This is a genomic window from Acinetobacter sp. NEB 394, assembly GCF_013374795.1.
Taxonomy (GTDB): domain Bacteria; phylum Pseudomonadota; class Gammaproteobacteria; order Pseudomonadales; family Moraxellaceae; genus Acinetobacter; species Acinetobacter johnsonii.
In genome coordinates this window covers 2,876,804-2,901,982 of sequence record NZ_CP055277.1, presented here as the reverse complement: position 1 = coordinate 2,901,982, position 25,179 = coordinate 2,876,804, and the positions used below count along the sequence as shown (strand labels likewise).

At 42.3% G+C, this 25,179-nt stretch carries 22 protein-coding genes and 1 pseudogene; 21 read left to right on the top strand and 2 right to left on the bottom strand.

Going from position 1 to position 25,179, the window contains the following annotated elements; all coding sequences use genetic code 11:
• Positions 1-11 precede the first annotated feature (11 nt).
• The 13 genes from nuoE to HUK62_RS13990 all read left to right on the top strand — a co-directional run bounded on the left by nuoE (position 12) and on the right by HUK62_RS13990 (position 13,927).
• On the top strand, positions 12-521 hold the full coding sequence (gene nuoE, locus HUK62_RS14050; protein ID WP_004982912.1) for an NADH-quinone oxidoreductase subunit NuoE: 510 nt from the start codon (positions 12-14) through the stop codon (positions 519-521).
• Positions 518-1,849 (top strand): NADH-quinone oxidoreductase subunit NuoF, encoded by a 1,332-nt coding sequence (gene nuoF / locus HUK62_RS14045; protein ID WP_176538165.1) that lies wholly within the window; start codon positions 518-520, stop codon positions 1,847-1,849. Before nuoE ends, nuoF begins: the two co-directional genes overlap by 4 nt.
• Before the next feature lie 11 nt (positions 1,850-1,860).
• Positions 1,861-4,542, top strand: coding sequence for an NADH-quinone oxidoreductase subunit NuoG (gene nuoG, locus HUK62_RS14040; RefSeq protein WP_176538164.1), 2,682 nt, complete (start codon positions 1,861-1,863; stop codon positions 4,540-4,542).
• Positions 4,543-4,545: 3 nt separating this feature from the next.
• Positions 4,546-5,553, top strand: a complete 1,008-nt coding sequence (nuoH, locus tag HUK62_RS14035) for an NADH-quinone oxidoreductase subunit NuoH (protein ID WP_004695391.1) — start codon at positions 4,546-4,548, stop codon at positions 5,551-5,553.
• A gap of 16 nt (positions 5,554-5,569) precedes the next feature.
• Positions 5,570-6,112 carry an NADH-quinone oxidoreductase subunit NuoI gene (gene nuoI, locus HUK62_RS14030; protein ID WP_004651038.1) on the top strand — a complete coding sequence of 181 codons (543 nt, stop codon included), beginning with the start codon at positions 5,570-5,572 and terminating at the stop codon, positions 6,110-6,112.
• On the top strand, positions 6,112-6,630 hold the full coding sequence (gene nuoJ, locus HUK62_RS14025) for an NADH-quinone oxidoreductase subunit J (RefSeq protein WP_171056751.1): 519 nt from the start codon (positions 6,112-6,114) through the stop codon (positions 6,628-6,630). The genes nuoI and nuoJ overlap by 1 nt, the downstream gene beginning before the upstream one ends.
• On the top strand, positions 6,630-6,938 hold the full coding sequence (gene nuoK / locus HUK62_RS14020; RefSeq protein ID WP_004695395.1) for an NADH-quinone oxidoreductase subunit NuoK: 309 nt from the start codon (positions 6,630-6,632) through the stop codon (positions 6,936-6,938). The genes nuoJ and nuoK overlap by 1 nt, the downstream gene beginning before the upstream one ends.
• Positions 6,935-8,824 carry an NADH-quinone oxidoreductase subunit L gene (gene nuoL, locus HUK62_RS14015; RefSeq protein WP_094148762.1) on the top strand — a complete coding sequence of 630 codons (1,890 nt, stop codon included), beginning with the start codon at positions 6,935-6,937 and terminating at the stop codon, positions 8,822-8,824. Before nuoK ends, nuoL begins: the two co-directional genes overlap by 4 nt.
• Before the next feature lie 7 nt (positions 8,825-8,831).
• On the top strand, positions 8,832-10,439 hold the full coding sequence (gene nuoM / locus HUK62_RS14010; RefSeq protein ID WP_171262524.1) for an NADH-quinone oxidoreductase subunit M: 1,608 nt from the start codon (positions 8,832-8,834) through the stop codon (positions 10,437-10,439).
• A 3-nt stretch (positions 10,440-10,442) separates the two neighbouring features.
• Positions 10,443-11,939: an NADH-quinone oxidoreductase subunit NuoN gene (nuoN, locus tag HUK62_RS14005; RefSeq protein WP_005400347.1), complete on the top strand. Its 1,497-nt coding sequence runs from the start codon at positions 10,443-10,445 to the stop codon at positions 11,937-11,939.
• A gap of 122 nt (positions 11,940-12,061) precedes the next feature.
• Positions 12,062-12,697 carry a uracil phosphoribosyltransferase gene (upp, locus tag HUK62_RS14000; RefSeq protein WP_058870138.1) on the top strand — a complete coding sequence of 212 codons (636 nt, stop codon included), beginning with the start codon at positions 12,062-12,064 and terminating at the stop codon, positions 12,695-12,697.
• Between the two features lie 81 nt (positions 12,698-12,778).
• Positions 12,779-13,072 carry a cold shock domain-containing protein gene (locus tag HUK62_RS13995; RefSeq protein WP_005400349.1) on the top strand — a complete coding sequence of 98 codons (294 nt, stop codon included), beginning with the start codon at positions 12,779-12,781 and terminating at the stop codon, positions 13,070-13,072.
• Between the two features lie 123 nt (positions 13,073-13,195).
• The gene (locus tag HUK62_RS13990) at positions 13,196-13,927 is read left to right on the top strand and encodes a cold shock domain-containing protein (protein WP_176538163.1); all 732 of its coding nucleotides are present in this window, start codon (positions 13,196-13,198) and stop codon (positions 13,925-13,927) included.
• 29 nt (positions 13,928-13,956) lie between these two features.
• Here HUK62_RS13990 and gigC read toward each other — a convergent pair whose 3' ends face one another.
• Complete coding sequence (gene gigC, locus HUK62_RS13985; protein WP_004695408.1) at positions 13,957-14,835, bottom strand: LysR family transcriptional regulator GigC; 879 nt, start codon at positions 14,833-14,835, stop codon at positions 13,957-13,959.
• Between the two features lie 85 nt (positions 14,836-14,920).
• On the opposite strand from gigC, the gene HUK62_RS13980 reads away from it, so the two are divergent.
• The 6 genes and pseudogenes from HUK62_RS13980 (at position 14,921) to HUK62_RS13955 (ending at position 20,448) form a co-directional block, all read left to right on the top strand.
• Positions 14,921-15,682, top strand: coding sequence for a ferredoxin--NADP reductase (locus HUK62_RS13980; RefSeq protein ID WP_176538162.1), 762 nt, complete (start codon positions 14,921-14,923; stop codon positions 15,680-15,682).
• 156 nt (positions 15,683-15,838) lie between these two features.
• Positions 15,839-16,861 (top strand): molecular chaperone DnaJ, encoded by a 1,023-nt coding sequence (locus tag HUK62_RS13975; RefSeq protein WP_176538161.1) that lies wholly within the window; start codon positions 15,839-15,841, stop codon positions 16,859-16,861.
• Positions 16,862-16,949: 88 nt separating this feature from the next.
• Positions 16,950-18,137, top strand: coding sequence for a molecular chaperone DnaJ (locus tag HUK62_RS13970; protein WP_176538160.1), 1,188 nt, complete (start codon positions 16,950-16,952; stop codon positions 18,135-18,137).
• 85 nt (positions 18,138-18,222) lie between these two features.
• Positions 18,223-18,318: pseudogene (locus HUK62_RS13965) on the top strand (DUF559 domain-containing protein); the annotation flags it as partial.
• A 154-nt stretch (positions 18,319-18,472) separates the two neighbouring features.
• On the top strand, positions 18,473-19,018 hold the full coding sequence (locus HUK62_RS13960) for a hypothetical protein (RefSeq protein ID WP_176538158.1): 546 nt from the start codon (positions 18,473-18,475) through the stop codon (positions 19,016-19,018).
• Between the two features lie 20 nt (positions 19,019-19,038).
• Positions 19,039-20,448 carry an adenylate/guanylate cyclase domain-containing protein gene (locus tag HUK62_RS13955; RefSeq protein WP_176538157.1) on the top strand — a complete coding sequence of 470 codons (1,410 nt, stop codon included), beginning with the start codon at positions 19,039-19,041 and terminating at the stop codon, positions 20,446-20,448.
• A 71-nt stretch (positions 20,449-20,519) separates the two neighbouring features.
• On the opposite strand, the gene HUK62_RS13950 is transcribed toward HUK62_RS13955, so the two are convergent.
• Positions 20,520-23,414 (bottom strand): valine--tRNA ligase, encoded by a 2,895-nt coding sequence (locus HUK62_RS13950; protein ID WP_176538156.1) that lies wholly within the window; start codon positions 23,412-23,414, stop codon positions 20,520-20,522.
• A 182-nt stretch (positions 23,415-23,596) separates the two neighbouring features.
• Here HUK62_RS13950 and HUK62_RS13945 point away from each other — a divergent pair, with 182 nt between their 5' ends.
• Positions 23,597-24,271 (top strand): hypothetical protein, encoded by a 675-nt coding sequence (locus HUK62_RS13945; RefSeq protein WP_176538155.1) that lies wholly within the window; start codon positions 23,597-23,599, stop codon positions 24,269-24,271.
• 12 nt (positions 24,272-24,283) lie between these two features.
• Positions 24,284-25,090, top strand: a complete 807-nt coding sequence (locus tag HUK62_RS13940) for an SDR family NAD(P)-dependent oxidoreductase (RefSeq protein ID WP_176538154.1) — start codon at positions 24,284-24,286, stop codon at positions 25,088-25,090.
• Positions 25,091-25,179: the final 89 nt, after the last annotated feature.

Genomic DNA, 25,179 nt, shown 5'->3' with positions numbered 1-25,179 from the left:
GTAAACGCATTATGATGATTTTGACTGATAAAAAGCCACGCGTGAATGTTGAAGGGATTTTGACTGCGGACGAAATCCACGAAATTGAACATCACATTGGTCACTATCCGTACCCACGTGCAGCATCTTTGGATGCTTTGAAGTGTGTACAACGCCGTAATGGTTGGGTAGATGACGCACAGCTAAACGCCATCGCTCAGTTATTGACAATCAGTGTTGCTGATTTGGAAGGTGTTGCAACTTTCTATAACCGTATTTACCGTCAACCCGTGGGGCGTAACGTCATTTTACTTTGTGACTCGATTGCCTGTTTCTTGATGGGTGCGGAAACTTTAGCAGAAGCTTTTCAGCGCGAGCTAGGCATTCAGTTTGGTCAAACGACTGCTGATGGTCGTTTTACTTTGCTGCCGATTTGCTGCTTAGGTAACTGTGACAAAGGCCCAACCTTAATGGTGAATGAAGACACTCACGGTTTGGTTGAAGTTTCTTCAGTGAAACAGTTGTTGGAGAAGTATGTATGAATACCGAACCAAAACCAATTTATGGCGAAGGTAACCCAGAAACGCATCCATTAACTTGGCGTTTAAGTAAACAAGAGCACGTTCGTAATGCAGATGATTACGAAGCGCTTGAAGGTTACGCGGGTCTGAAAAAAGCAATCACCATGCCGCCGAAAGATGTGCTTGAAGTGATTAAAGCTGCGACTGTAAAAGGCCGTGGTGGTGCAGGCTTCCCAGCAGGGATCAAATGGTCTTTGATGGCGCCAAATGACAACTCAGGTCCACGTTACTTGATTTGTAATGCCGATGAGATGGAACCAGGGACCTTTAAAGACCGTTTGTTGATGGAAAAACTTCCTCACCAATTGATCGAAGGCATGTTGATTGCAGCGTATACGCTAGAAGCAACCCATGGTTATATCTTCATTCGTGGCGAGTACATTGAAGCTGCACAGTACTTAAATGAAGCGATTGAGCAAATTCGTGCCAAAGGTTATTTGGGCGAAAACATTTTAGGTACAGGTTGGGGCTTTGAGCTATATGTGCACACAGGCGCAGGTCGTTATATCTGTGGTGAAGAAACTGCATTGATCAACTCGCTTGAAGGTCGCCGTGCAAACCCACGTACGAAACCACCATTCCCACAAGTTGCAGGTGCTTGGGGTCGTCCTACCATTGTTAACAACGTAGAGACCTACAATAACCTACCAGCAATCATGTTGCGTGGTCCTGAATGGTATATCGGCTTATCTGCGGGTAAGTCGAAAGATCCAGGCACAAAAATTTATGGTGCATCTGGCAAGGTGAAATTCCCAGGTCTTTGGGAGCTTCCATTTGGTACAACTGCACGCGAAGTCATTGAAGACTATGCGGGCGGTATGCGTGATGGCTTGAAGCTTAAAGCATGGTTACCGGGTGGTGCGTCTACAGACTTCTTGGCTGCTGAACACATTGATCTACCGATGGATGCTGAGAGCATCATGAAAGCAGGTTCACGTTTAGGTACGTGTTTGCTGATGGTGGTGGATGAAACGCAATGTATGGTTTCAGCGACACGTAACTTAGAAGAATTCTTTGCACGTGAGTCATGTGGTTTCTGTACGCCTTGTCGTGATGGTTTACCGTGGGCGGTGAAAGCACTGAAAGCATTGGAAGATGGCACAGGTAAGAAAGAAGATATCGATCACTTACAAGAACTTACTCGTAAGCTTTGGATTGGTAAGACTTTCTGTGCGCATGCTCCAGGTGCAATGGAACCGTTGATGGGTGCACTCAAATATTTCCGTGGCGAGTTTGAAGCAAAAGTAGTGAATGCTGCTGCGCAAACTAGCAACGTAGAACAAGCTTAAGGAATTCGACTATGGCTACAATTCATGTCGATGGCAAATCGTACGAAGTCAATGGCTCAGAGAACTTGCTGCAAGCATGTTTGTCTTTGGGTATTGATATCCCGTACTTTTGTTGGCATCCATCCTTAGGTTCTGTCGGTTCTTGCCGTCAATGTGCCGTGACTCAATACGCGAATCCTGAAGATACGCGTGGTCGTTTAGTCATGTCATGTATGACGCCTGCATCTGACAATACCTACATCTCGATTGAAGACAAAGAAGCGAAAGACTTCCGTGCGTCAATTGTTGAGTTCTTGATGACGAATCACCCACACGACTGTCCAGTCTGTGAAGAAGGTGGGCACTGTCATTTACAAGATATGACCGTGATGACTCAACACGACCGTCGTCGTTACCGTTTCACTAAACGTACGCACTACAACCAAGAGCTGGGCTCATTCATTTCACACGAAATGAACCGCTGTATCGCATGTTACCGTTGTGTTCGTTACTACAATGACTATGCGGGTGGTACTGACTTTGGTGTGTATGCAAGCGCGTCACGTGTTTACTTTGGTCGTCCTGAGTCAGGCACTTTAGAGTCTGAATTCTCGGGTAACTTAACTGAAGTATGTCCTACAGGTGTATTCACCGACAAAACTCACTCAGAACGTTATAACCGTAAGTGGGACATGCAGTATGCGCCAAGCGTATGTCAAGGCTGTTCTTCGGGTTGTAACATTTCTCCGGGTGAGCGTTATGGCGAACTTCGTCGTGTCGAAAACCGTTTTAACGGCGAAGTAAACCAATACTTCTTGTGTGACAAAGGTCGTTTTGGTACGGGTTATGTGAACCGTGCAGATCGTCCACGTCAACCGCAGTTCCGTGATGGTGCTGAAGTCACTACAGTTTCTATAGATCAGGCATTAGATACGGTGATTGCAAATATCCAAGGCAAAAAAGTTTTGGGTATTGGCTCGCCGCGTGCGTCTTTAGAGTCAAACTTTGCACTTCGTGAATTGGTTGGACAAGAAAACTATTCAACAGGTTTATCTCAAAAAGAGCAAAATCTAGTTGAGCTTGCTGCATCAATCATGCAAACCGAAGGTGTATATAACCCGGGTATGCGTGAAATCGAAAGCTATGATGCTGTGCTTATTTTGGGTGAAGACTTAACCCAAACTGCGCCACGTATGGCGTTGTCTGTTCGTCAAGCGGCGAAAAACAAAGCCAAAGAAATGGCTGCGGAACGTCGTACCCAAGACTGGTTAGCAGAACCGCTACAACGTATTGCTCAAGATGCGAAATCACCAATTTTCATCCTCGCTGCAACGCAAACACGCTTAGCTGATGTTGCCGAAGGTGAAGTGGTTGCTTCTCCAAACGACATCGCTCGTTTAGGTTTTGCCGTTGCTGCTGCTGTGAAGGGTGATGCAATTCTTGGTCTGGCAGATGATGCGAAAGCATTTGCTCAGAACATTGCAGATACACTGAAAGCGGCGAAGAAACCACTGATCATTTCAGGTACAAGTTTACAAGACGCATCCATCATGGAAGCTGCTGCACAAGTTGCGCAAAACCTTGGTGGAAATGCTGGCTTAACCTTGACGGTTCCTGAAGTCAACTCTATGGGCTTAGCAATCTTCGGTGGGCAAAGCTTAGAACAAGCATTTGCGCAAGACTATGACACGGTTGTGATCGTCGAAAATGATCTATTCCGTCGTTTGCCAGCGGTACAAGTTGAAGCTGCACTTTTAGGTAAAGATGTGATTGTTCTAGATCACTCTGAAACTGAAACTGTGAAGAAAGCGGATATCGTACTTTCTGCTGCGTCATTTGCTGAAGGTGATGGTACGGTTGTCTCTCAAGAAGGCCGTGCACAACGTTTCTACCAAGTGTATGACCCGAGCTACTACAAACCTGAACTGGCGATCAAAGAATCTTGGCGCTGGTTACATGCCATTGAAACTGGCGTGAAGGGTAAAGCGATTTCTTGGACCTTGCTTGATGATGTCATCGAGTCAGTTGCGAAAAACGTACCTGCACTTGCTGCGATTCAAGATGTGGCTCCAGATGCGGGCTTCCGTGTCCATGGTTTGAAAGTTGCGCGTGAACCGCGTCGTTACTCTGGTCGTACCTCTATGCGTGCACCATTGAACGTGCATGAACCGAAACAACCGACAGATATCGACTCGGCATTAACATTCTCTATGGAAGGTTATGTCGGGAACCAGACTCCGTCTCCACTGGTACCATTTGCATGGTCAGCAGGTTGGAACTCACCGCAAGCTTGGAATAAGTTCCAAGATAACGTGGGTGGTCACTTAAAAGGTGGTGATTCGGGTGTGCGTTTATTCGATCGTTTAGCGAAGCGTCCAGCACGTACTTTCGTTGCTCCAGCGGTTGTGGTTGCAAACCCTGAAAGCTTCCGTTTAGTGCCAATGCATCACATTTTTGCTTCTGGTGAATTTACTGTGAAAACACCTGCTATGGAATCGCGTATTCCTGAAGCGGTCTTTGCAGTGGGTGAGCAAGATGCAACTCGTTTGAACGTTCAAGATGGTCAAAAAATCACTGTGAAATCAGGTGAGACTTCGATCGTACTTCCAGTTCAAGTGATTGATTATTTACCTACAGGTTATATTGGTTATCCAGTTGGTCTTGCACCTACGGTTTCACTTGCTGAGCCTGTATCAGTCGCGGTAGGAGCGTAATTCATGCAACAAGAATTAATCCGTCAAACGCCGCTTTGGGCTGAGAACTGGCCAATTGCCTACTCAGTCATTCAAGCGATTGTGATTTTACTCGTTGTAGTACTCATCGCTGCGTTGATGTCTTTTATTGAGCGTCGTTTACTGGGCTTATGGCAAGACCGTTATGGTCCGAACCGTGTAGGTCCTGGGGGGATGTTCCAGATCGTTGCCGACATGTTGAAAATCATGTTCAAAGAAGACTGGACACCAAAGTTTGCTGACAAATTGACTTTCCGTTTAGCTCCTGCTGTTGCCATGGCAACAGCGGTGATGTCGTTCATGGTTATTCCTGTATCACCATACTTAGGTGTTGCAGACATGAGCATCGGTCTATTGTTCTTTATGGCAATGGCAGGTATTGCAGTCTATGCCGTATTGTTTGGTGGTTGGTCATCAAACAACAAATATGCATTGCTTGGTGGTCTACGTTCTGCAGCTCAAACCATTTCGTATGAAGTGTTCTTGGGTATTTCATTGATGGGTGTGGTTGCAATTGCAGGCTCATTCAACATGCGTGAAATTGTAGAAGCACAAAAAGATGTATGGTTTGTCATCCCACAGTTCTTAGGTTTCCTAATCTTCGTGGTTGCAGGTGTTGCGGTAACTCACCGTCACCCATTTGACCAACCAGAAGCAGAACAAGAATTGGCGGAAGGTTACCACGTCGAGTACGGCGGTATGAAATGGGGGATGTTCTTCGTTGCGGAATACGTCAACGTAGTTCTGATCTCTGCATTGATCGTAACGCTATTCTTCGGTGGTTGGTTAGCGCCATTTAACATCGATATTCCGTTCATTCCACCAGTATTCTGGTTCATTATCAAAACAGCATTCTTTGTGATGATGTTTGTCTTGGCTCGTGGTTCACTTATGCGTCCGCGTTATGACCAAGTGATGAACTTTGGTTGGAAGATTTGCTTACCATTAGCGTTAGTTAACTTATTAGTTACTGGCGCAGTGATTCTGTGGTAAGGGCAGGGAGAATAAAATGTATAAAATTCTAGCTGGGTTCGGGTCAATCGTACGTTCACTGTGGATGGTTTTCTCACACGTGACACGTAAACGTGACACCATTCTTTACCCAGAAGTGCCAGCCGAACAAATTGTTCCACCACGTTTCCGTGGTCGTATCGTGTTAACACGTGACCCAGATGGTGAAGAACGTTGTGTTGCGTGTAACTTATGTGCAGTTGCATGTCCTGTTGGCTGTATTTCACTACAAAAAGCAGAAAAAGAAGATGGTCGTTGGTATCCGGAGTTTTTCCGTATCAACTTCTCACGTTGTATTTTCTGCGGTATGTGTGAAGAAGCATGTCCGACGACTGCAATTCAAATGACTCCAGATTTCGAGTTGGGTGAATACGTTCGTCAAGACTTGGTATATGAGAAAGAAAACTTACTCATTTCAGGTCCTGGTAAATACCCAGACTACAACTTCTACCGTGTAACAGGTATGGCTGTAACTGGAAAAGACAAAGGTCAAGCGCAGCGTGAAAGCGCACCAGTTGATGTACGGAGCTTATTACCATGATGTGGCCATTTTATTTGATGGCACTTGTGGCCATTGTTTCTACGATTCGTGTTGTGACCAACGCGAATCCTGTACACGCTTTATTAAGCTTGATCGTGTCACTTCTTGCGGTTGCAGGTATGTTTATGATCGTGGGTGCGCCATTTGCTGGTGCGCTTGAGATCATCGTCTATGCAGGCGCGATCATGGTGTTATTCGTATTCGTAGTGATGATGTTAAACCTTGGTCAACACACCGTTGAACAAGAACGTAAATGGTTAACATCGTCTGCTTGGGCATATCCAGCACTCATGAGCTTCTTAATGGGCTTGGTGTTGGTGTGGATGCTCGGCTCTGACTACACAGCGGCTGGGCCTGTTATGGGTACTGAAGTTGTGGGTCCAAAAGTCGTTGGCCAAGCACTCTTTACTCACTATTTATTATTGGTTGAAGTTGCTGCCATGTTATTGCTTGCTGCGTTGGTTGCAGCATTCCATCTTGGCAAACGTGAACCAGGTGCAGAAGAGGACAAACAATAATGGGCAACATCCCTTTAGAACATGGTTTGATTGTTGCAACCATTCTTTTTGCACTGGGTTTTTACGGTGTGATGGTGCGACGCAATCTATTATTTATGTTAATGAGTCTTGAAATCATGATGAACGCAGCTGCGCTTGCGTTTGTTTTGGCTGGTAGTGCATGGGTACAACCAGACGGACAAATCATGTTTATTCTGATCTTAACGCTTGCTGCGGCAGAGGCTTGTATTGGTCTTGCGATCGTCCTTCAGTTCTACCATCGCTTCCATCACTTGGATGTGGATGCTGCTAGTGAGATGCGCGGATGAGTTTTTTATATTTAACAGTATTATTCCCGCTCATTGGTTTTGTCCTTTTAGCGGCAGGTCGCAACAAGCTTCCTGAAAATGTCGCTGCCATTATTGGTGTGGGAGCGGTTGGCCTTTCTGCATTGGTTGCTTTGATCGCTGGTCTAGACTTTGTTAATAATGGCAAAGTGACTTATGTTCAACATCTTTGGACATGGTTCAATGTAGGTAACCTAAGCCCAGGCATTAGCTTACATCTTGACGGTTTATCACTGCTCATGATGGGTATGGTGACGGGTGTGGGTTTCCTGATTCACATCTTTGCATCATGGTACATGCGTGGTGAAGAAGACTTCGCGCGTTTCTTCTCTTATTTCAACCTGTTCGTTGCCAGCATGTTGCTGCTCGTATTGGGTGATAACTTAGCGTTATTGTTCTTAGGTTGGGAAGGCGTAGGTCTATGCTCTTACTTGCTGATTGGTTACTACTATCAAAACCCTGCAAATGGTTTTGCAGCAATTAAAGCATTTACCGTAACACGTGTCGGTGACGTTTTCTTATTGATCGCTTTGTTCTTAATTTACCAACAGTTCGGTACTTTAAACATTGCTGAAGTGGTTGCAGCTGCACCAACAGTGATGACACAAAGTTCATCTTTAACCATTTGGACAGCACTCATGTTGTTCTTGGGTGCAGCAGGTAAATCTGCACAGATCCCATTACAAACATGGTTGGCCGATGCAATGGCAGGTCCTACACCTGTATCCGCATTGATCCACGCTGCAACGATGGTAACCGCAGGTGTTTACCTGTGCTGCCGTATGTACACCGTCTTTGAAATGGCACCTGAAGTGATGATGTTTATCTCAATTACAGGTGCGGTAACGCTGTTAGTGGCTGGTTTTGCTGCATTGGTTCAAACCGACATCAAACGTATTTTGGCTTACTCAACGATGAGTCAGCTGGGTTATATGTTTATGGCTGTGGGTGCTGAAGCTTATCAAGCAGGCTTGTTCCACATGCTGACTCACGCATTCTTCAAGGCATTATTGTTCTTGTCTTCAGGTGCAGTGATTTTGGCTTACCACCACGAACAAAACATCTTCAAGATGGGCGGTTTGTTCTACAAGAACAAATTCCTATTTGCTTGTTTCGCCATTGGTGGCGGTGCATTGGCAGCGATTCCATTCATTACAGTCGGCTTCTTCTCGAAAGATGCGATCTTGGGTGCAGTTTGGGTACAAGGCGAATCAATCGCAGTGTATAACTCATTGTACTGGGTGGGTGTAGCCGGTGCTTTCTTAACGTCGATTTACACATTCCGTCTGATTTGGGTTGTGTTCTTTGGTAAAGAAAATACACCGTATCATGCGATTAAAGGCATTACCTTCTGGGGGCCTTTGGCGATTCTTGCTGTACTTTCAACTTTCGTCGGTGCGGCACTTAAAGCACCAGTGGAAAGCATTTTAAATGCAGCAAAAATTCCAGCATTTGTGATTCCTGAAGCTTTAGAACATGGTATGCACAGCGCAGAATATACCGCTGTGGGTATTGCATTGGTTGGTTTAGTGATTGGTGTGGTCTTGTTTGCGTTTGCTTATAGCGCAGTGAAAGGCTTTGCTAAAACGTCATTGGGTGCAGGTCTTGCAAACATTTGCCGTAATGCACTGGGCTTCGATGCGCTTTATGACATCGTTTTTGTGAAACCATATTTGCTTATTGCGAAGATTTTAGGTCGTGATCCAATTGATCGTTTGTGGTTAGTCTTGCCTGCACTTGTAAAAGGTGGTCATAGTTTCACAAGTTCACGTCAAACGGGTTCATTGCGTGATTACGCATCAAGTATGGCATTAGGTATCTTTGTATTGCTAATGGTCTTGATCGTAACTCAGATCGTGGGGAAATAAGATGGAAATCACAAACAACTGGATTCTACCCGCGCTGATCTTAGTTCCGTTCATTGCTGGTTTTATTTGTTGGTTAGTCGACAAACTCGACGACAAACTGCCGCGTTATATCGCGTTAGTGGGTATGCTCATTACTTTGGGCTTAACCGTTGCGCTGTGGCAGACAGGTACATTTAACTACGAACTTGGTGCGAAAGTGCCATCGTGGTCTGCTGAATTCATGTTGCCATGGATTCAAACTTTAGGCATTAACATCCATTTAGCGGTGGATGGCCTATCTCTATTAATGGTGGGCTTAACGGCACTTTTAGGTGTGTTGGCTGTCGGCTGTTCTTGGGGTGAAATTCAAAAGAATGTTGGTTTCTTCCACTTAAACCTTTTATGGTCTTTGGGTGGTGTGATCGGTGTATTCTTAGCGATTGACATGTTCTTGTTCTTCTTCTTCTGGGAGATGATGCTTGTACCTATCTACTTCTTGATCGCGCTTTGGGGTCATAAAGGGGCAGAAGGTAAATCACGTGTTTACGCTGCAACCAAATTCTTTATCTATACGCAAGTCGCTGGTCTTATTATGTTGATCGGTATCCTAGGCCTCGTGGTTTATGGTTACATGATGACAGGTATGATCGGTTTTGATTACAACTACTTATTAGCTGTAGCCAACACTTTAGACAAAGAATTACCTACCGTTGCTTATGCATTCATGCTGTGTTTATTTGTCGGTTTTGCGGTAAAACTTCCAGTTTTCCCATTACACGGCTGGTTACCAGATGCGCATGCACAAGCACCTACAGCAGGTTCGGTTGACCTTGCAGGTATTTTAATTAAGACCGCTGCATATGGTTTACTACGTTTTGTGATTCCATTCTTCCCAGCGGCTTCTGCACAGTTTGCAGACATCGCGATCATTTTCGGTTTAATCGGTATCTTCTACGGTGCTTGGTGTGCTTTCCAGCAAACCGATATGAAACGTTTACTTGCGTACACGTCAATTTCACACATGGGCTTTGTTTTACTTGCGATTTACGCAGGTAACATCTTAACCTTCCAAGGTTTGATGATCATGATGTTGGCACATGGCTTGTCATCTGCTGCATTGTTCATTATGTGTGGTCAAGTGTACGAGCGTGTTCATACACGTGATATGCGTTTGATGGGCGGTATGCGTGGTCAGTTCCCATATCTTGCATTCTTCCTCATGTTCTTCGTGGCGGCGCTTGTAGGTATTCCGGGTCTAGGTAACTTCATTGGTGAGTTCCTGATCTTGATGGGTTCTTATGCAAAATTCCCAGTGTTTACTATTCTTGCAGCAGTAAGCTTAGTATTTGCAGGTCTTTATGGCTTGATTCTGATCCACAAAGCGTTGTTTGGTACGCCAAACGAAGAACAACAGCAGCACTACAACAACCCATTGAAAGACTTAAATGCGCGTGAAGTAGTGATCTTGTTAATCTGTGCTTTCGGTCTGTTATGGCTTGGTCTGTACCCACAAAGCTTCCTTGATATTTCAAATTCAAGCATGGCGTGGTTAGCGAACAGCTACATTCCTGTACAAGAAGTAGTTGACGTTGCGAGTCAAGCAACTGTTCAACTCGAAAATGTGGAGATGCAATAAGTCATGAACTTCACAATGTCATTTTCTGAGCTTATGCCTTTAGCTCCTGTGATGATCGTTGCTTTAACAACGATCGTCGTGATGATTCTTACTGCAATTAAGCGTAACCATAACTTAATTGCGACAGCATCAGTGGTGGGTTTAAACCTTGCGGCAGCATATGTACTTTTCACAATGTTCGGTGGTGCTTTTAAACCTGCGAACGTGATGGGTATGTTCATGGTGGATGCGTTCACCTTGCTGTACCAAGTGATTATTCTAATTGCTGCTTTGGCATGCTGTACTCTGTCGCATGCTTATATTGAAAGCTATAAAGATAATCGTGAAGAACTGTATATCTTAATGTTGTCATCAGTGACTGGTGCAATGTTAATGGTGGCAAGTTCTCACTATGCATCGTTTTTCATTAGCCTTGAGTTGATGTCGATTCCTGTATATGGCTTATTGGCATATACACACCAACGCTCTAAGTCTTTAGAAGCGGGTGTGAAGTACTTGGTGCTTTCAGCAACAGCTTCGGCAATGTTGTTGATGGGTATGGCTTATATTTACGCGTACACAGGTTCAATGTCGTTCTATGACAATGTTCAAGCGTTAATGCAAAACATCCAACAGCCAATGGTACTTTTAGGTTTAGGCCTGATCGTTTTTGCTGTGGCATTCAAACTGTCTTTAGCGCCATTCCATAAATGGACACCAGACGTTTATGCAGGTGCACCAACTCCGATCGCAACATTCCTTGCTACAGCTGCAAAAGTAGCGACAATTGGTCTGTTTGTACGTTACATCCTTACCTCAGGTGCGATCCTTGTTGACTCAATCGTGACGATCTTAACCGTGATTGCGGTATTATCGATCTTGGTGGGTAACTTCCTTGCAGTGAAACAAGTGAACTTGAAACGTATCTTGGCATACTCTTCAATTGCACACTTTGGTTACTTGTTGATTGGTTTAATCAGCATGACTTATGCAAGCCTTGGTAACGTATCGGTCTATGTGATCACTTATGTGTTAACTACGATTGGTGCGTTCGGCGCGGTTGCATTGATGTCTAGCCCATACAACAACGTAGACGAAGCAGAAAGTCTAGCGGACTACCGTGGTCTATTCTGGCGTCGTCCAGTGTTGACAGCGGTGTTAACGGTGATGATGCTATCGCTTGCGGGTATTCCTTTGACAGCGGGCTTCATTGGTAAGTTCCTTGTGGTCATGGCTGCGGTAACGACTCAGCACTGGTTCCTTGCTGCGATGATCATCGTTGGTTCTGGTATTGGTCTGTACTACTACCTCCGTGTGATGGTTGTTATGTACATGACACCACCAGATGCACCTCGTGTAGATGCTGTAGATCATTGGGGTCAAAAAGTGGGTGGTATTATGGTGCTTTTAGCTGCGGCAGCAGTGCTTGTGATTGGTATCTATCCAGATCCAATTATCAAGTTAGCACTTCAGTCAGAGATTCTATCTCCAATCCACTTTATGCTTTCTCAACAGCACTAATTTTTAAAAACGTTTCGTTTTAACAAAAAAGCCTCCATCAATTGGGGGCTTTTTTGTTTTTATCGCACGATAAAAAGCTTTATAATGTAAGGAATTTTATTTTACCTTTTAGGTGCTCTCCCGTGGCTATCCATGAAATTCGTCATCCACTGATTCGTCATAAGCTTGGTCTTCTTCGTCGTGCCGATATCAGCACTAAAAACTTCCGTGAGCTGGCTCAAGAAGTGACCATGCTGTTGACCTATGAAGCGACCAAAGATTTACCTGTTTGCGACCATGAAATTGATGGTTGGAATGGTAAAGTAACGGTAGATCGCATTGTGGGTAAAAAAATCACGGTTGTGCCAATTTTACGTGCGGGTATTGGCATGTTAGATGGTTTCTTAAACCTGATTCCAAGTGCAAAAGTGTCTGTACTGGGTTTAGAGCGTGATGAAGAAACGCTTGAAGCACGTACTTATTACAAAAAATTAGTTCCAGATGTACAAAACCGTTTAGCGATGATCATCGATCCAATGCTTGCCACAGGTTCTTCATTGGTTGCTGCGATTGATGTATTGAAAGCAAGTGGCTGTAAAGACATCCGTGTGATGGTGTTGGTTGCGGCGCCTGAAGGTATTAAACGTGTTTTGGATGCGCACCCAGATGTCACTATTTTCACGGCTTCAATTGACCAAGGCTTAAATGCCAATGGTTATATCGTGCCGGGTCTAGGCGATGCGGGCGACAAAATCTTTGGTTCAGTTCAAAAAGATTAAGATTGAGCCCCAGCAAAAAGAGGCTTTTATAGCCTCTTTTTTATATACTACAACAAAGCGTGTACATATTAGGATCTGTTTATGAAGGCCGAGCAATATCAAGGAAAAGTTAAGCAATATAACGCTGACAAAGGTTTTGGCTTTATTTCCTCACCTGAAGGCGACGTATTTTTTCATATCTCGGATTTTCCTGCAGACTCAGGTGAGCCGAAACGCAATGAACGCGTGAAGTTTAATGTGGTTGAAAATGGCGATCGCTATAAAGCAATTAAAATTGAGCGGGTTGAAGACAACTCTGCCAAAGCCAAGAAGTCGAAAGTCTCAAGCCATAATAAATCGATCACCACAGACTTATTGTCTAATTTTAGACGCTAAGTCAGCGTTGATTCAGAGTTCAATCGTGCAAAGTGATTAATCTTTGCATTTTGAAGCAAAGAGGCTTTTTAGCCTCTTTTTTATTGATTACAATACGAAAAATACAATTGAATAGAGCAGATTATGTTTCTGAAAGGGAAAATCAAAAGCTTTAGTACCTCACGTGGTTTTGGTTTCATTGAGGTGGAAGGGGATATTGATGATGTGTTTTTTCATATCAAAGATTTGCCACAGAACAACATTGAACCCAAGCTTGGTGAAGTGCTTCAGTTTATGATTGTAGAAGACCAAGGCAAGTTTAAGGCTGGCAATATCCAGCGGCTTGGTCTGACCTCAGAAAGCAAAGCAACGACACCATCAAATAAGAAAAAAACGCGTACCCAAGCCTCACCAAGGTACCATGAGGCAGGGCATAAAAGTACCATCATCACCGTGATTGGGATCATTATCGTCGCGGTATTGGGCTTTTTGACCTATGGGAAATATCAAAGTTATAGTGCAGAAAAACAGCGTAAAGCTGAGCAGTTGATGTTCGAGCAACAACAGATTGTAGAAGAACAGCGTAAAGCTTTAGGAAAGTTGCCCGATCAAATCCTATCTGAGCAAGGGAAGCGTAATTTAGATGCAGGTCTGCATCAGACCAATCAACCCCGTTCTGAACGCGTGACGGAAAGTATTGATAAACAAAATGGTCGCTTACCTGTCAGCACAGGGCAGTTTAAATGCGATGGACGAACCCATTGCTCCCAAATGCGTTCCTATGAGGAAGCGCTTTATTTTTTAAGGAACTGTCCAAATACCCAAATGGATGGGAATAATGATGGTGAGCCATGTGAGCGCCAATTTGGGAAATAAAAAAGCACCCTCGGGTGCTTTTTGCTTACTTATTTTTCGCAAAACTTCATAAAGGCTTTGAGTCCTGGGCCTTGGTATTTTTGACGATGTACCAACATGAACAGTGGACGCGTTAGAGACCAGAATGGCGTATCAAGCACCACCAACTGGCCTTTTTCGCGCAAAGGCTCTGTTGCCAGTTTTGAAATACATGACATTCCTAAACCACCGGCCACGATTTTTAAAATCGCTTCATTATGACCCAAGGTCAGACGGATATTGGCATCAGGCAAGTCTTTTAAAATAGCATTATCAAACACTTCACGCGTACCTGAACCTTCTTCACGCAAGATCCATTCGACTGATTTAAAGTCTTCAGGCGTTAATGTACGATTTAACTGTGCCAACGGATGTTCTGGTGCACAGCAGACCGCCAATTCATCGTCACGCCAGTGAATGCATTGCAGTTGCGGCAAGTGACAAGAGCCTTCAATCAAGGCCAAATCCAGTTGGAACTGATTCACCGCCTCAATCATTTGACGGGTGTTACCGACTTGTAGCTGTAAATGGGCTTGAGGCTGAATTTGTAAGAAGTCAGCCATCAGGTCAGGCATGAGGTAGTCACTGATGGTCAGGGTTGCACCCAAACGTAAATCAATGCTTTGTAACTCACCTTTAGCAGCTTGCTCGAAAGCATCACAGCGACCCAAAATTTCTAAAGCTTGTGGCAGCAGGAAACGACCCAGATCATTGAGTTGAAGACGCTTACCTAAACGGTCAAACAGTGGAGCCCCTAAACCGTCCTCTAGATCTGCTAAAGCCATACTCGCAGCACTCTGGGTGAGTCGAACCGCATCACTGGCTTTGGTTACTGTGCCTTCTTGAGCAACTGCTACAAAAACCGCCAACTGGCGTAAAGTCATGCGCATGAATATAGCCTTAACATTTAAAAAATATTAACAAATTATGTGGTCATGCTAACATGAGCAACGTCTTTGATGCCACGCTGAAATCATGTCAATTGAAAAATTTAGCCTAGAAAAGGTTTTATCCGTACACCGTTGGACCAATACACTTTTTAGCTTCACCATGACGCGACCTGCACATTTTAAGTTTACTGCAGGACAGTTTGCCCGTATTGGCATCAAAGTGGGTGATGAATTGGTGGTTCGAGCGTATTCGGTGGTGTCCTCTCCCTTTGATGAAACTTTAGAGTTTTTCTCGATTGTGGTGCCTGAAGGTGCATTTACTTCGAATTTACAACACTTAAAAGTCGATGATGAGATCTACCTTGAAAAGATCCCGTACGGCTTTTTGACTTTGGCGCGTTATCAGTTGCCGTTACCAAAAGACTTATGGTTACTGGGCACAGGGACAGGGCTTGCACCTTTTATTTCGATGTTGCAAGACTTTGAGACGTGGTTGAAGTACGAGAGGATTACACTGGTTTATAGTGTACGTACAGCCTCTGAATTGGCGTATGCAACACGTATTCAAGAAATTGCAGAGACTTTTGGTGAAGGGCATACAGGCTTTAAATTTGTGCCGATTATTACCCGTGATCCGCATGCGCCACTGCATGACCGCTTACCTGTACTGATTGAAAATGGTGAGCTTGAAAAAGCAGTCGGTTTGAGTCTCAACCCAGAAACCAGCCATGTGATGCTGTGTGGTAACCCGCAAATGGTTGAAGACACCAAAGAAGCCCTGAAAGCACGTGGTCTGACCATGAACCGCCGTGGTGAAGGAAATATCGCGGTCGAAAACTATTGGTAAAGCTATTTCACTCAATAAAAGGCTCATCGAATGATGGGCTTTTTTTCACTCAAAATTTGAATCACTCAGATTTTTAAACTTGGCTCAAAGAGAGTAGCGCAGCTTGTGCACTCAGATCGCGCTATAATTTCACTTTCGTACTGGGTTGGATGGATTATGTCTTCAGCATTAAAAACGAGGGCTCAGCCAGAGGCTCAACTCAGTCCGCAGCAGAAAAAATTAAATCGTTTGATTGAGCGTATTGAACAGCAAAAACAAGAACTGGCAGCATGGCAAAATGCGCAAGCCGACATTCAAAACTATACACGCAGTAAGCTTTTACCTGTGTATAGCGAGTTACATACGGTGTTATTTGTACAGCTCGATACTCTGTGGAATCACTTAGCCAGCGATGGCTTTAGCAAAGTTGATCTGGCGCAGATTGACACCAAAATAGCCGCTTTAGCCAAGATGCTAAAAAAATCACAAATGCTAACTTCAGCGCAGAAAGAGCAAGTAGAGAAAATTGATACTTTCTATATGCAGCATGCAGAGCATATACGCGCGAAGAAAGCCAAAGCAAACTCAATACAAATTCATGAGGATGCTGAAACGGTAGAACAAAACGTGGATCTGGACTGGGAAAATTATGAACATAATTCTGCCCAATATGAAGCAGAGCGAGAACGTGCCAAGCTGTTAAAACAACAAGAAAAGCGTGAGCAAGCCGCCAAAATGACAGGGCAGTCGTTGAAAACCGTATATTTAAAAATTACTGCGATGATTCATCCTGACCGTGAGCCTGATGAAGCGAAGAAGTTGAAGAAGACCGAACTTTTGCAGAAGGTCAATGAAGCTTATGCAGCGCAGGATTTATTTTATTTATTGAAGCTTCAGTTACAGCTAGAGATCAATAAAAGCCTAAGCTCAAAAGCTTTAAGCTCGGAGCAAGTGAAGTTTTATCAGTTGGCTTTGGAAGCGCAGAGTCAGAGTTTACAAGGTCAATTAGATGAGATCTTTGCGTCTTTTCACTTGAGTAGTCATATCAATACCAAACAGCTCAAAATGAGTGATGTGTATAAGGTCATAGATCAGGATGCTACCGAGTTAAAACAGCAGTTGAAGTGGGAAAAGGAACGTTTAAAGCATATGAAAAAGGTGAGTGGGATGAAGATCTTGATGGAGCATGGGGTTCTATGAGATAAGATTTTACTTTTTAAACAAATAGTCGTAGGCATGCTTTCTGTTAAAATATTGAGTCAAATCGCATTTGTATTGAAATAAAGTCATGAGCATTTTAGATTTAAGTTTGTATCAAGAAACTGAAAATTTATCCCCACAACAAAAAAAGTTTAATCGTCAGATTCAAAAAATTGAGAAATTACAACTCTCTTTGGTTGAGTGGCAACAAGCACAACAAAAAGTACAACAGGATGCAAGTGTTGAACTCTTGCCATTATATGTCCAATGGCACCAAGTTTTATTTAGTCAACTAGAGGTACTTTGGCAATATAAACAATCGCATAAATTTGCTAAAACCCATTTAGAGCGTTTAGATGAAAAAATCTCAATTTTAGTGAGTCAACTGTTAGATAATCCCAATCTGTCTGAAGAGCAACATGCATTGACCATCGTCATTGCTCAATTTTATAAAATTTTAGAAGACCGTGATCATTTGCTTACCTCACAAGTAGAGAATACAGAAGATGATTTTCATTCAGAGCATGATGTTGATGAAATGATGCAAAAACAAGTGATGAAAGAAATTTTTGCAGATCAATTAGGTGTGTCTGAGGACTGGATTGACTTTGATTTTGATCTCGAAAATCTTGAAGAGTTTATGCAAAAAGTAAAAGAAAAGTTTGATCGAGAGGAAGCTGATTTCATTCAAAATCAACTTAATGATCATGAACGTGAGGCATATCAAAAGTTTGCAGAAAAAGAAAAAAAGAAAATTTTAAAGAAGCAAATGCAACTTGAAGATGCAAAAAAAATGGCAGGGCAGTCATTAAAAAGCATTTATTTAAAAATTGCCTCTGTGATCCATCCTGACCGTGAACGAGATGAGCAAAAACGTATAGAGAAAACTGAGCTTTTGCAGCAAGCAAATACTGCACTTGAAGAAAAAGATTTACTTACGATGTTAAAGTTACGTGCTTATACAGAACAAGGTGATCAAAAACAAGCAGTTAAAATCGCAAATGAACATTTGAAATCTTATAATCTATTGCTAGAAGATCAAATTGAGCAATTGCAAATTGAGTTAGATCACATTATTTACTCATTTGATTGGGAAAGCTCTGGTTTTTACAAACAGCGTTTTAAACCTGTTGATTTGACAAAAAAATATCAACGCGATTTAGCAGATATTCAAGCAAAACTGTTAAGAGATGAAAAGCGTTTAAATGATTATAAGGATTTTGATTACTTAAAAATTTTACTGAAAAGCAGAGCATTTAGTTGGTCATTTGAGTAATTTTTAGCATTGATTGTCATTCCAAGCATCGTCATTTTGACGATGCTTTTTTTTAACCTGCTGATTATTTGCCTTCGCCAAATCCATGCGCCACACCGCTACTGATGCAGAACACCTCATGTGGCAAATACTTCGCGTCAAGCGTTTTATGAATCTTAAATTTCGTCGTCAGTATGTGATTTTAAATATTAATTCATATCCATTATTTTAGGAGATTGACTTATAATTATGCTAAATTAAAAGGCGTGAGAAATTTATTTAAGTTTTTGAATACTAAAACCTTTTTTTAATTGAAATGTGTTCAAATTTATATGATAACTAAGTTGGGGTGGGCGATGGATAAAATTGAATTTTACTTTAAAGTATTAGCGAGATATGACCTTTATGTACAACTTGCTAATACGAAGGCTTCAAACCAAATAACATTCTTATCAAGTATTTTAGTTGCTATAACTGCTCTGGTTGGTTGGGGAATTACCTTTACTAACATGGATATTTTAGGCTGTATGATTATAGTTTTATATGGGGTTTTTTTATACTGCTGCGGTGAGTGGTATATGCATTGTATGAATGTAATACAACCAAACAGGAAAAGAAGCAAAAGTGATAGTAATAGTGATGTGAAAATTAATGTAGATGAACTTTCAACTATTTTTTATAGTGACGTGGCAAAATTCAAAGATTTACAAAGCATCAAAGACAAGGTTGAGGCAAAAGATGAACAGAGTCATTTAGATGATCTAATTAATCAAGTTTATATAATGGCGAGTGTTACCGAAAAAAAATTTGATGATTATCAAAAAATTCAACCTTGGTTGATAAGTGCAGTTGTAATAAGCATATTCATTCTTTTGTTAACGTGTATATCTAAGATCAATTAAATAATATTAGAGTCTAAAAGATGAGTTTTAAATTTTCAAAAAATGATTTTGATAACTATGTAAATCAAGGGATTAAGAAGAAAGCCCTAATTCTGGACTCTATCAAAGGTGAATCAGCTATTGGCTTAGATTCACAGTATAAGAGTACAGGCAGGCTGAGTGAAAGTAATGAAGGGCTAGTTTTGACAATTAACGAGCCTCAGCAATATCAGTTACAATCACAAATTAGAGAGGCATTTGGCCGTTCTAACACTATAAATACAAGAGGGATTGCTGACCATCAAGATTTTAGCGAGCTAATACATGGTGGTCAGATGAACCACTTTATTACAACAATATTTGTTGATATTAAAGGTTCAACAAGTTTGTCATTGAAATATCCTGATGATCTAGAATTTATATATAAGTTTAAGAATGCTGTAATTAAGAGTTGTATTGAAGTTATTCATGCCTTTGATGGGTGCGTACATCGAATTATGGGTGATGCAGTATTAGGTTTTTTTGGGTCATCAGAGATTGATAGACCTCAATCGATTTTGGACTGCTTGAATGCTGCTGCCATGCTTACAGTAGTATTAGAGCATACAATTAAGCCATGGCTTCAAGAACAAAAAAGTGATTTTAATGTTCTAGATTTCGGTTTTCGAGTTGGTTGTAATTTCGGTAATGATGATGAAGTTTTATGGGGTAACTATGGCTTTGGTCAAATTGGAGAGATTTCCCCTACTGGATTACCTGTTGATCTTGCGGCTAAATTACAGAGTTTAGCGAGCAAAAATCAAATTATGATGGGACAAGGATTATTAGAGTTTTTTAACTTTCCGAACGATTTCTGTAAGATTAAAACAGTAATTAGGAATGGAGAAACTATTGAAAAAGAGTTTATTTATCCTAATTATAAGAAAGCTGACGGTACTGATTTGAATTATATTATGAGATCGTTAAAAACACATAAATATATATTAGGATTGCCATTGCCACTTGATTTAAAACAAATGATATCAGTAAATGTTAATGCTGATGAAAAAGTAATACCTAATAATAATTTTAAATTAAAAGCAGAAGTAACAAATCCTAACGGAAATATTGAAAATTATTATTCTAATTCTAGAGTAATTAGAAAAGATTCAAAGATTAAAGCTATATTAAGTAGTGAAAATATTAGATTACTTCAGAGATATAAAGTTATTTTCTATAAGAAAAATCATTCAGGATTTAATGATGAAGAGATTTTAAAAACGTATCTTCAAGAAGAAATAGACGATAATGATATTGATGTTGGACAAGCTCAAAGTATTTCAACTTTTTTTAAAGTTGGAGAGTTCCAACGAGATTGTAATTTCAAAGGTTTACACTATATTAAGTGTGAAGTAAAGGATACTAGTGGTAGTGTAATATTTAGAGATTATATTTACGTACCAATTGAATAGTAAAATCTTATAAATGTATTATATCAAAATCCCCTCACTAAGAGGGGATTTTTTTGAATCGAATTACAGCATTAAAGCGCCGCAATTTGCTCCATATTCGCTTTAATCTTCGCTAATTGGTCAGCAAACTCAGCCAATTTCGCTTTTTCACCTTCAACTACCGCAGCAGGTGCTTTCGCCACAAAACCTTCATTGCCTAGTTTAGTGGCAATTTGGTCATGCTGCTTTTGAACCTTGTCTAAGTCTTTTTGCAAACGCCCCAATTCCGCTTTCGGGTCAATTAAACCCTTCATTGGAACAAAGACAGACACGTGACCCACAACAGAAGAAGAAGACAATGGCGGTTGTTCAGCATCAGCCAAGAACGTAATGCTTTCAACTTTTGCCAAAGCTTTAAACAACGCTTCAATACGGGTGATCTGCGCTTTCTCAGCATCGGTGGTGTTTTGTAGCAATACAGGCAATAAACGTGCATTACCTAAGCCCATTTCACCACGAATGTTACGTACTGCACCAATCAAACCTTGAAGCCATTGCATATCGGCTTCAGCCTGTTCGTTTACACGCTCAGGGTTAGCAACAGGGTACTGCGCCAGCATAATAGTTTCGCCAGAAATACCAAGTTTCGGTGCAAGTGTTTGCCAAATTTCTTCAGTCAAATACGGCATGATTGGGTGTGCAAGACGTAAAGACGCTTCCATTACTGCAAGAAGTATACGACGAACTTCAGCTTTACGTTCCTCAGCCACATTTTCATCATTTAGAACAGGTTTGGTCAGTTCGACATACCAGTCACAGTATTCATTCCAAATGAACTCGTAAATTGCTTGTGCAGCCAAGTCTAAACGATAAGTTGCGAAAGCTTGTTGCACCGCAGCTTCAGCTTTTTGCAAACGGCTTACGATCCACTGTTCAGGCAATTCCCAAAGGTCTTGACGAACTTCAGTACCAATCAGTTGCTCTTCACAGTTCATCATCACGAAACGGGTTGCGTTCCAGATCTTGTTGGCAAAGTTACGGTAGCCTTCAACACGTTTCATGTCGAACTTAATGTCACGACCCGTGTTCGCAAGTGCACAGAACGTGAAACGAACCGCATCCGTACCGTAAGCTTGAATACCTTCTGGGAATTCTTTACGGGTTGATTTTTCAATCTTCGCCGCTTGTTTCGGGTTCATCAGACCTGTAGTACGTTTTTGTACCAAAGTCTCAAGGTCAACACCGTCAATCAAATCTAATGGGTCAAGTACGTTGCCCTTAGATTTCGACATTTTTTGACCTTCGCCATCACGGACTAAACCGTGAACGTATACCGTTTTAAACGGAACTTGTGGCGTACCATCTTCATTCTTCATGAAGTGCATCGTAAACATAATCATACGAGCAACCCAGAAGAAGATGATGTCAAAACCAGTCACCAATACATCCGTTGGGTGGAAGGTATTGAGGAAATAGTTTTCCGCATCTTTCTTGGCATCGCCAGTCCAACCTAAAGTTGAGAATGTCCACAGCGCAGAAGAGAACCAAGTGTCGAGTACGTCTTCGTCTTGGTTAAGTGCAACATCAGCAGGGATGTTGTTTTTGGCACGGACTTCAGCTTCGTCACGACCCACATAGATGTTGCCTTCAGCATCGTACCAAGCTGGAATACGGTGACCCCACCAAAGTTGACGAGAGATACACCAGTCTTGGATGTTGTTCATCCACGCCATGTACATGTTGCTGTACTGTTCAGGAACAAACTTAATACGACCGTCTTGAACCGCTTCAATTGCTGGTTGCGCCAATGGTGCAATTTTTACATACCATTGGTCTGTCAATAATGGCTCAACGATCACACCTGAACGATCACCACGAGGTGGTTTCAAGGTGTAAGGTTGAATTTGATCTAACCAACCTTCAGCTTCAGCTTGTTCAACCAGTTTTTTACGTGCTTCAAAACGCTCTAAACCAATATAGTCCGCAGGGGCTGGGATGGTTTTCGAGATTTGCTCACCCGCTTTCGCGATATATTCAAACTCAGCCAACACTTCTGCATTTTTATTGAAGATATTGATGATTGGCAATTCACAACGCTTACCGACTTCATAGTCGTTAAAGTCGTGCGCAGGCGTAATTTTCACACAGCCTGTACCGAATTCTTTGTCTACATATTCGTCTTTAACGATTGGAACAGCACGGCCTGTAATTGGCAGGATAATGTTCTGGCCCACAAGGTGCGTATAGCGTTCATCATCCAGTGCCACAGCAACCGCAGTATCACCGAGCAATGTTTCAGGACGAGTGGTCGCGACAACGATGTGGTCTTTACCATCATGGGTACGTAAGTTTTTATCTTCAAAGAAGTATTTGAAGTGCCACAATGAGCCTGCTTCTTCTTTATCCGACTCAACTTCGAGGTCAGAAAGGGCAGTTTGTAATTTTGGATCCCAGTTCACCAAACGTTTGCCGCGGTAAATTAAGCCGTCTTCGTGCAGTTTAACGAATACTTCTTTTACTGCATTGGATAAACCTTCATCCATGGTGAAGCGTTCACGCGACCAATCGACTGATGAACCTAAACGACGGATTTGACGGGTGATGGTGTCGCCTGATTGCTCTTTCCATTCCCAGATTTTTTCGATGAATTTTTCACGGCCAAGGTCATGGCGGCTGACACCTTGAGCACCCAATTGACGTTCAACCACCATTTGCGTGGCAATACCCGCATGGTCTGTACCCGGTTGCCATAAGGTATTTTTACCTGACATACGGTTGTAGCGTGTTAAGGCATCCATAATGGCATTGTTAAAACCATGACCCATGTGCAAGCTACCGGTGACGTTTGGCGGCGGAATCATGATACAAAATGACTCACCTTTTTCAGAGGGCTTGAAATAGCCACGCTCTTCCCAAGTTTGGTACCATTTTTTCTCGATCTCGGTCGGATCGTAAGTTGTAGCGATATTTTGCGCTGAATCAGTCATAGTTCAAACAGTTCAAAAGTAGATAAAAAATTGCATCTATTGTAGCAAAGAAATCGCAAATGGGGGCATGTAAAGCAAATGCGTTGATCTAGCAATTGCGACATGATGCAGAGCGCTTTATGATGTGTCTAAACCTAGAGTGCGCTTTGTTCGCAGTAAAAATCAAAAAAGGGGGGATCACTATGACTTATCAAATATCATTAAAATTAAAACCTGAAACTCACCAACGCTTTGCCCACATTCATCAACAGCTTAATGTAGGCGAAAGCCAAAGCCTTGCCAAACCTTTGGGTGAGGTTTTAGCGGATATTTCATGTGAAGTGATTGATCAAGTCTTTGGTGATCTTGCACGCTTGTCTACCTCAGGCGATGGGGAGTCTGAGAAAATTATTCAGCATATTGTGGACACTATGCGTAAGTACATGCCGTGGTCCGTGTCGTTTTTTTCAAATGACCGTCTAATTCCAATGGTGAATTATCTAGAGCAAATGATGTATGACACCGAGAGCATGCATTTTTTAAGCTACCCAGTCGAAAAAACCTTAGTTACCGAACTTTTGGGTTGTGCGGAACAGATGGAAAAGGGCAATAACAGTTATGTTGCTCCAGCTTTGAAGGTATTTACACAAATTGTCGATCAAGGGGTGACCAGTCTGGTCCGTGAACCCAAAAAGATGCTTAAATTTAATCTGGTGGTCGATAAAACACTAAATGGGGTGATTAACTTAACGACTCAGTTGGGCTATAAACGTTTTGATAAGTTAGGGCGTATCTATGATGCGCAGATGATGAGTCAATATTTTGATCATTTCCTGACTTTTTTAAATGATCAATCCGCAAATAAAACTTCGGTATGAGGCAATAAGGACATGGCACAGTTAAACAGTTTAGACGCTAAAGTGGTGTGGATTACGGGGGCATCTTCAGGGTTAGGTGAAGCACTAGCCAAAGAATGTGCTTTACAGGGTGCTGAGGTTGTACTCACGGCAAGACGTTTTGATGAGCTTGAAAAAGTTCGCGTCGGGCTGCTCAATCCAGATCAACATATTTCTATTTGTGCCGACATTACCGACGAAGCTCAAGTTCGTCATGCCTATGAGCAAGTGCTACAGAAAAAAGGTCGGATTGACTGTTTAATTAATAATGCGGGTTTAAGCCAACGTGCCTTGATTGCTGACACCAGCATGCAGACTGAACGTGCGATTATGGAAGTGGATTATTTCTCACAAGTGTTTTTAACCAAAACCGTTCTGCCGACATTTTTAGCGCAAAAATCTGGCCGTATTGCTTTTGTTTCGAGTGTTGCGGGGTTGTTGGGGACGCAGTACCGTGCCAGCTATTCAGCAGCCAAGGCTGCCATTCATATGTGGGCAAATAGCCTGCGTGCCGAAGTGGCCAATGAGGGCGTAGATGTTTCGGTGATTTTCCCGGGCTTTGTTAAAACCAATGTCTCGTTTAATGCTTTAAATGGCGAGGGTAAACCACAGGGTCATCAAGACGAAGCGATTGAAAATGGTTTAGAACCCGATATTTTTGCGCAAACGGTGGTGAGTGCATTGCTTAAAGGTGAAGAATACATCGTAGTCGGCGGTCGCAAAGAGAAAATGGGGGTTCTGGTGTCTCGTTTATCGCCTACAACGTTGTATAAAATGATTCGTAAGATGAAAGTGAAGTAAATTGAAAAAGGCAGGAGGAAAGTCACTTCCACCTGCTTTTTGGGATCATGATGTTCACATATCCCATCCCCCCATGTATTGATAGGGGA

Bases quoted from the DNA above. Each gene is read 5' to 3' on its own strand.
- nuoE (WP_004982912.1), top strand. From the start codon at position 12: ATGATGATTTTGACTGATAAAAAGCCACGCGTGAATGTTGAAGGGATT.
- nuoF (WP_176538165.1), top strand. From the start codon at position 518: ATGAATACCGAACCAAAACCAATTTATGGCGAAGGTAACCCAGAAACG.
- nuoG (WP_176538164.1), top strand. From the start codon at position 1,861: ATGGCTACAATTCATGTCGATGGCAAATCGTACGAAGTCAATGGCTCA.
- nuoH (WP_004695391.1), top strand. From the start codon at position 4,546: ATGCAACAAGAATTAATCCGTCAAACGCCGCTTTGGGCTGAGAACTGG.
- nuoI (WP_004651038.1), top strand. From the start codon at position 5,570: ATGTATAAAATTCTAGCTGGGTTCGGGTCAATCGTACGTTCACTGTGG.
- nuoJ (WP_171056751.1), top strand. From the start codon at position 6,112: ATGTGGCCATTTTATTTGATGGCACTTGTGGCCATTGTTTCTACGATT.
- nuoK (WP_004695395.1), top strand. From the start codon at position 6,630: ATGGGCAACATCCCTTTAGAACATGGTTTGATTGTTGCAACCATTCTT.
- nuoL (WP_094148762.1), top strand. From the start codon at position 6,935: ATGAGTTTTTTATATTTAACAGTATTATTCCCGCTCATTGGTTTTGTC.
- nuoN (WP_005400347.1), top strand. From the start codon at position 10,443: ATGAACTTCACAATGTCATTTTCTGAGCTTATGCCTTTAGCTCCTGTG.
- HUK62_RS13995 (WP_005400349.1), top strand. From the start codon at position 12,779: ATGAAGGCCGAGCAATATCAAGGAAAAGTTAAGCAATATAACGCTGAC.
- HUK62_RS13990 (WP_176538163.1), top strand. From the start codon at position 13,196: ATGTTTCTGAAAGGGAAAATCAAAAGCTTTAGTACCTCACGTGGTTTT.
- gigC (WP_004695408.1), bottom strand. From the start codon at position 14,835: ATGCGCATGACTTTACGCCAGTTGGCGGTTTTTGTAGCAGTTGCTCAA.
- HUK62_RS13980 (WP_176538162.1), top strand. From the start codon at position 14,921: ATGTCAATTGAAAAATTTAGCCTAGAAAAGGTTTTATCCGTACACCGT.
- HUK62_RS13975 (WP_176538161.1), top strand. From the start codon at position 15,839: ATGTCTTCAGCATTAAAAACGAGGGCTCAGCCAGAGGCTCAACTCAGT.
- HUK62_RS13970 (WP_176538160.1), top strand. From the start codon at position 16,950: ATGAGCATTTTAGATTTAAGTTTGTATCAAGAAACTGAAAATTTATCC.
- HUK62_RS13960 (WP_176538158.1), top strand. From the start codon at position 18,473: ATGGATAAAATTGAATTTTACTTTAAAGTATTAGCGAGATATGACCTT.
- HUK62_RS13955 (WP_176538157.1), top strand. From the start codon at position 19,039: ATGAGTTTTAAATTTTCAAAAAATGATTTTGATAACTATGTAAATCAA.
- HUK62_RS13950 (WP_176538156.1), bottom strand. From the start codon at position 23,414: ATGACTGATTCAGCGCAAAATATCGCTACAACTTACGATCCGACCGAG.
- HUK62_RS13945 (WP_176538155.1), top strand. From the start codon at position 23,597: ATGACTTATCAAATATCATTAAAATTAAAACCTGAAACTCACCAACGC.
- HUK62_RS13940 (WP_176538154.1), top strand. From the start codon at position 24,284: ATGGCACAGTTAAACAGTTTAGACGCTAAAGTGGTGTGGATTACGGGG.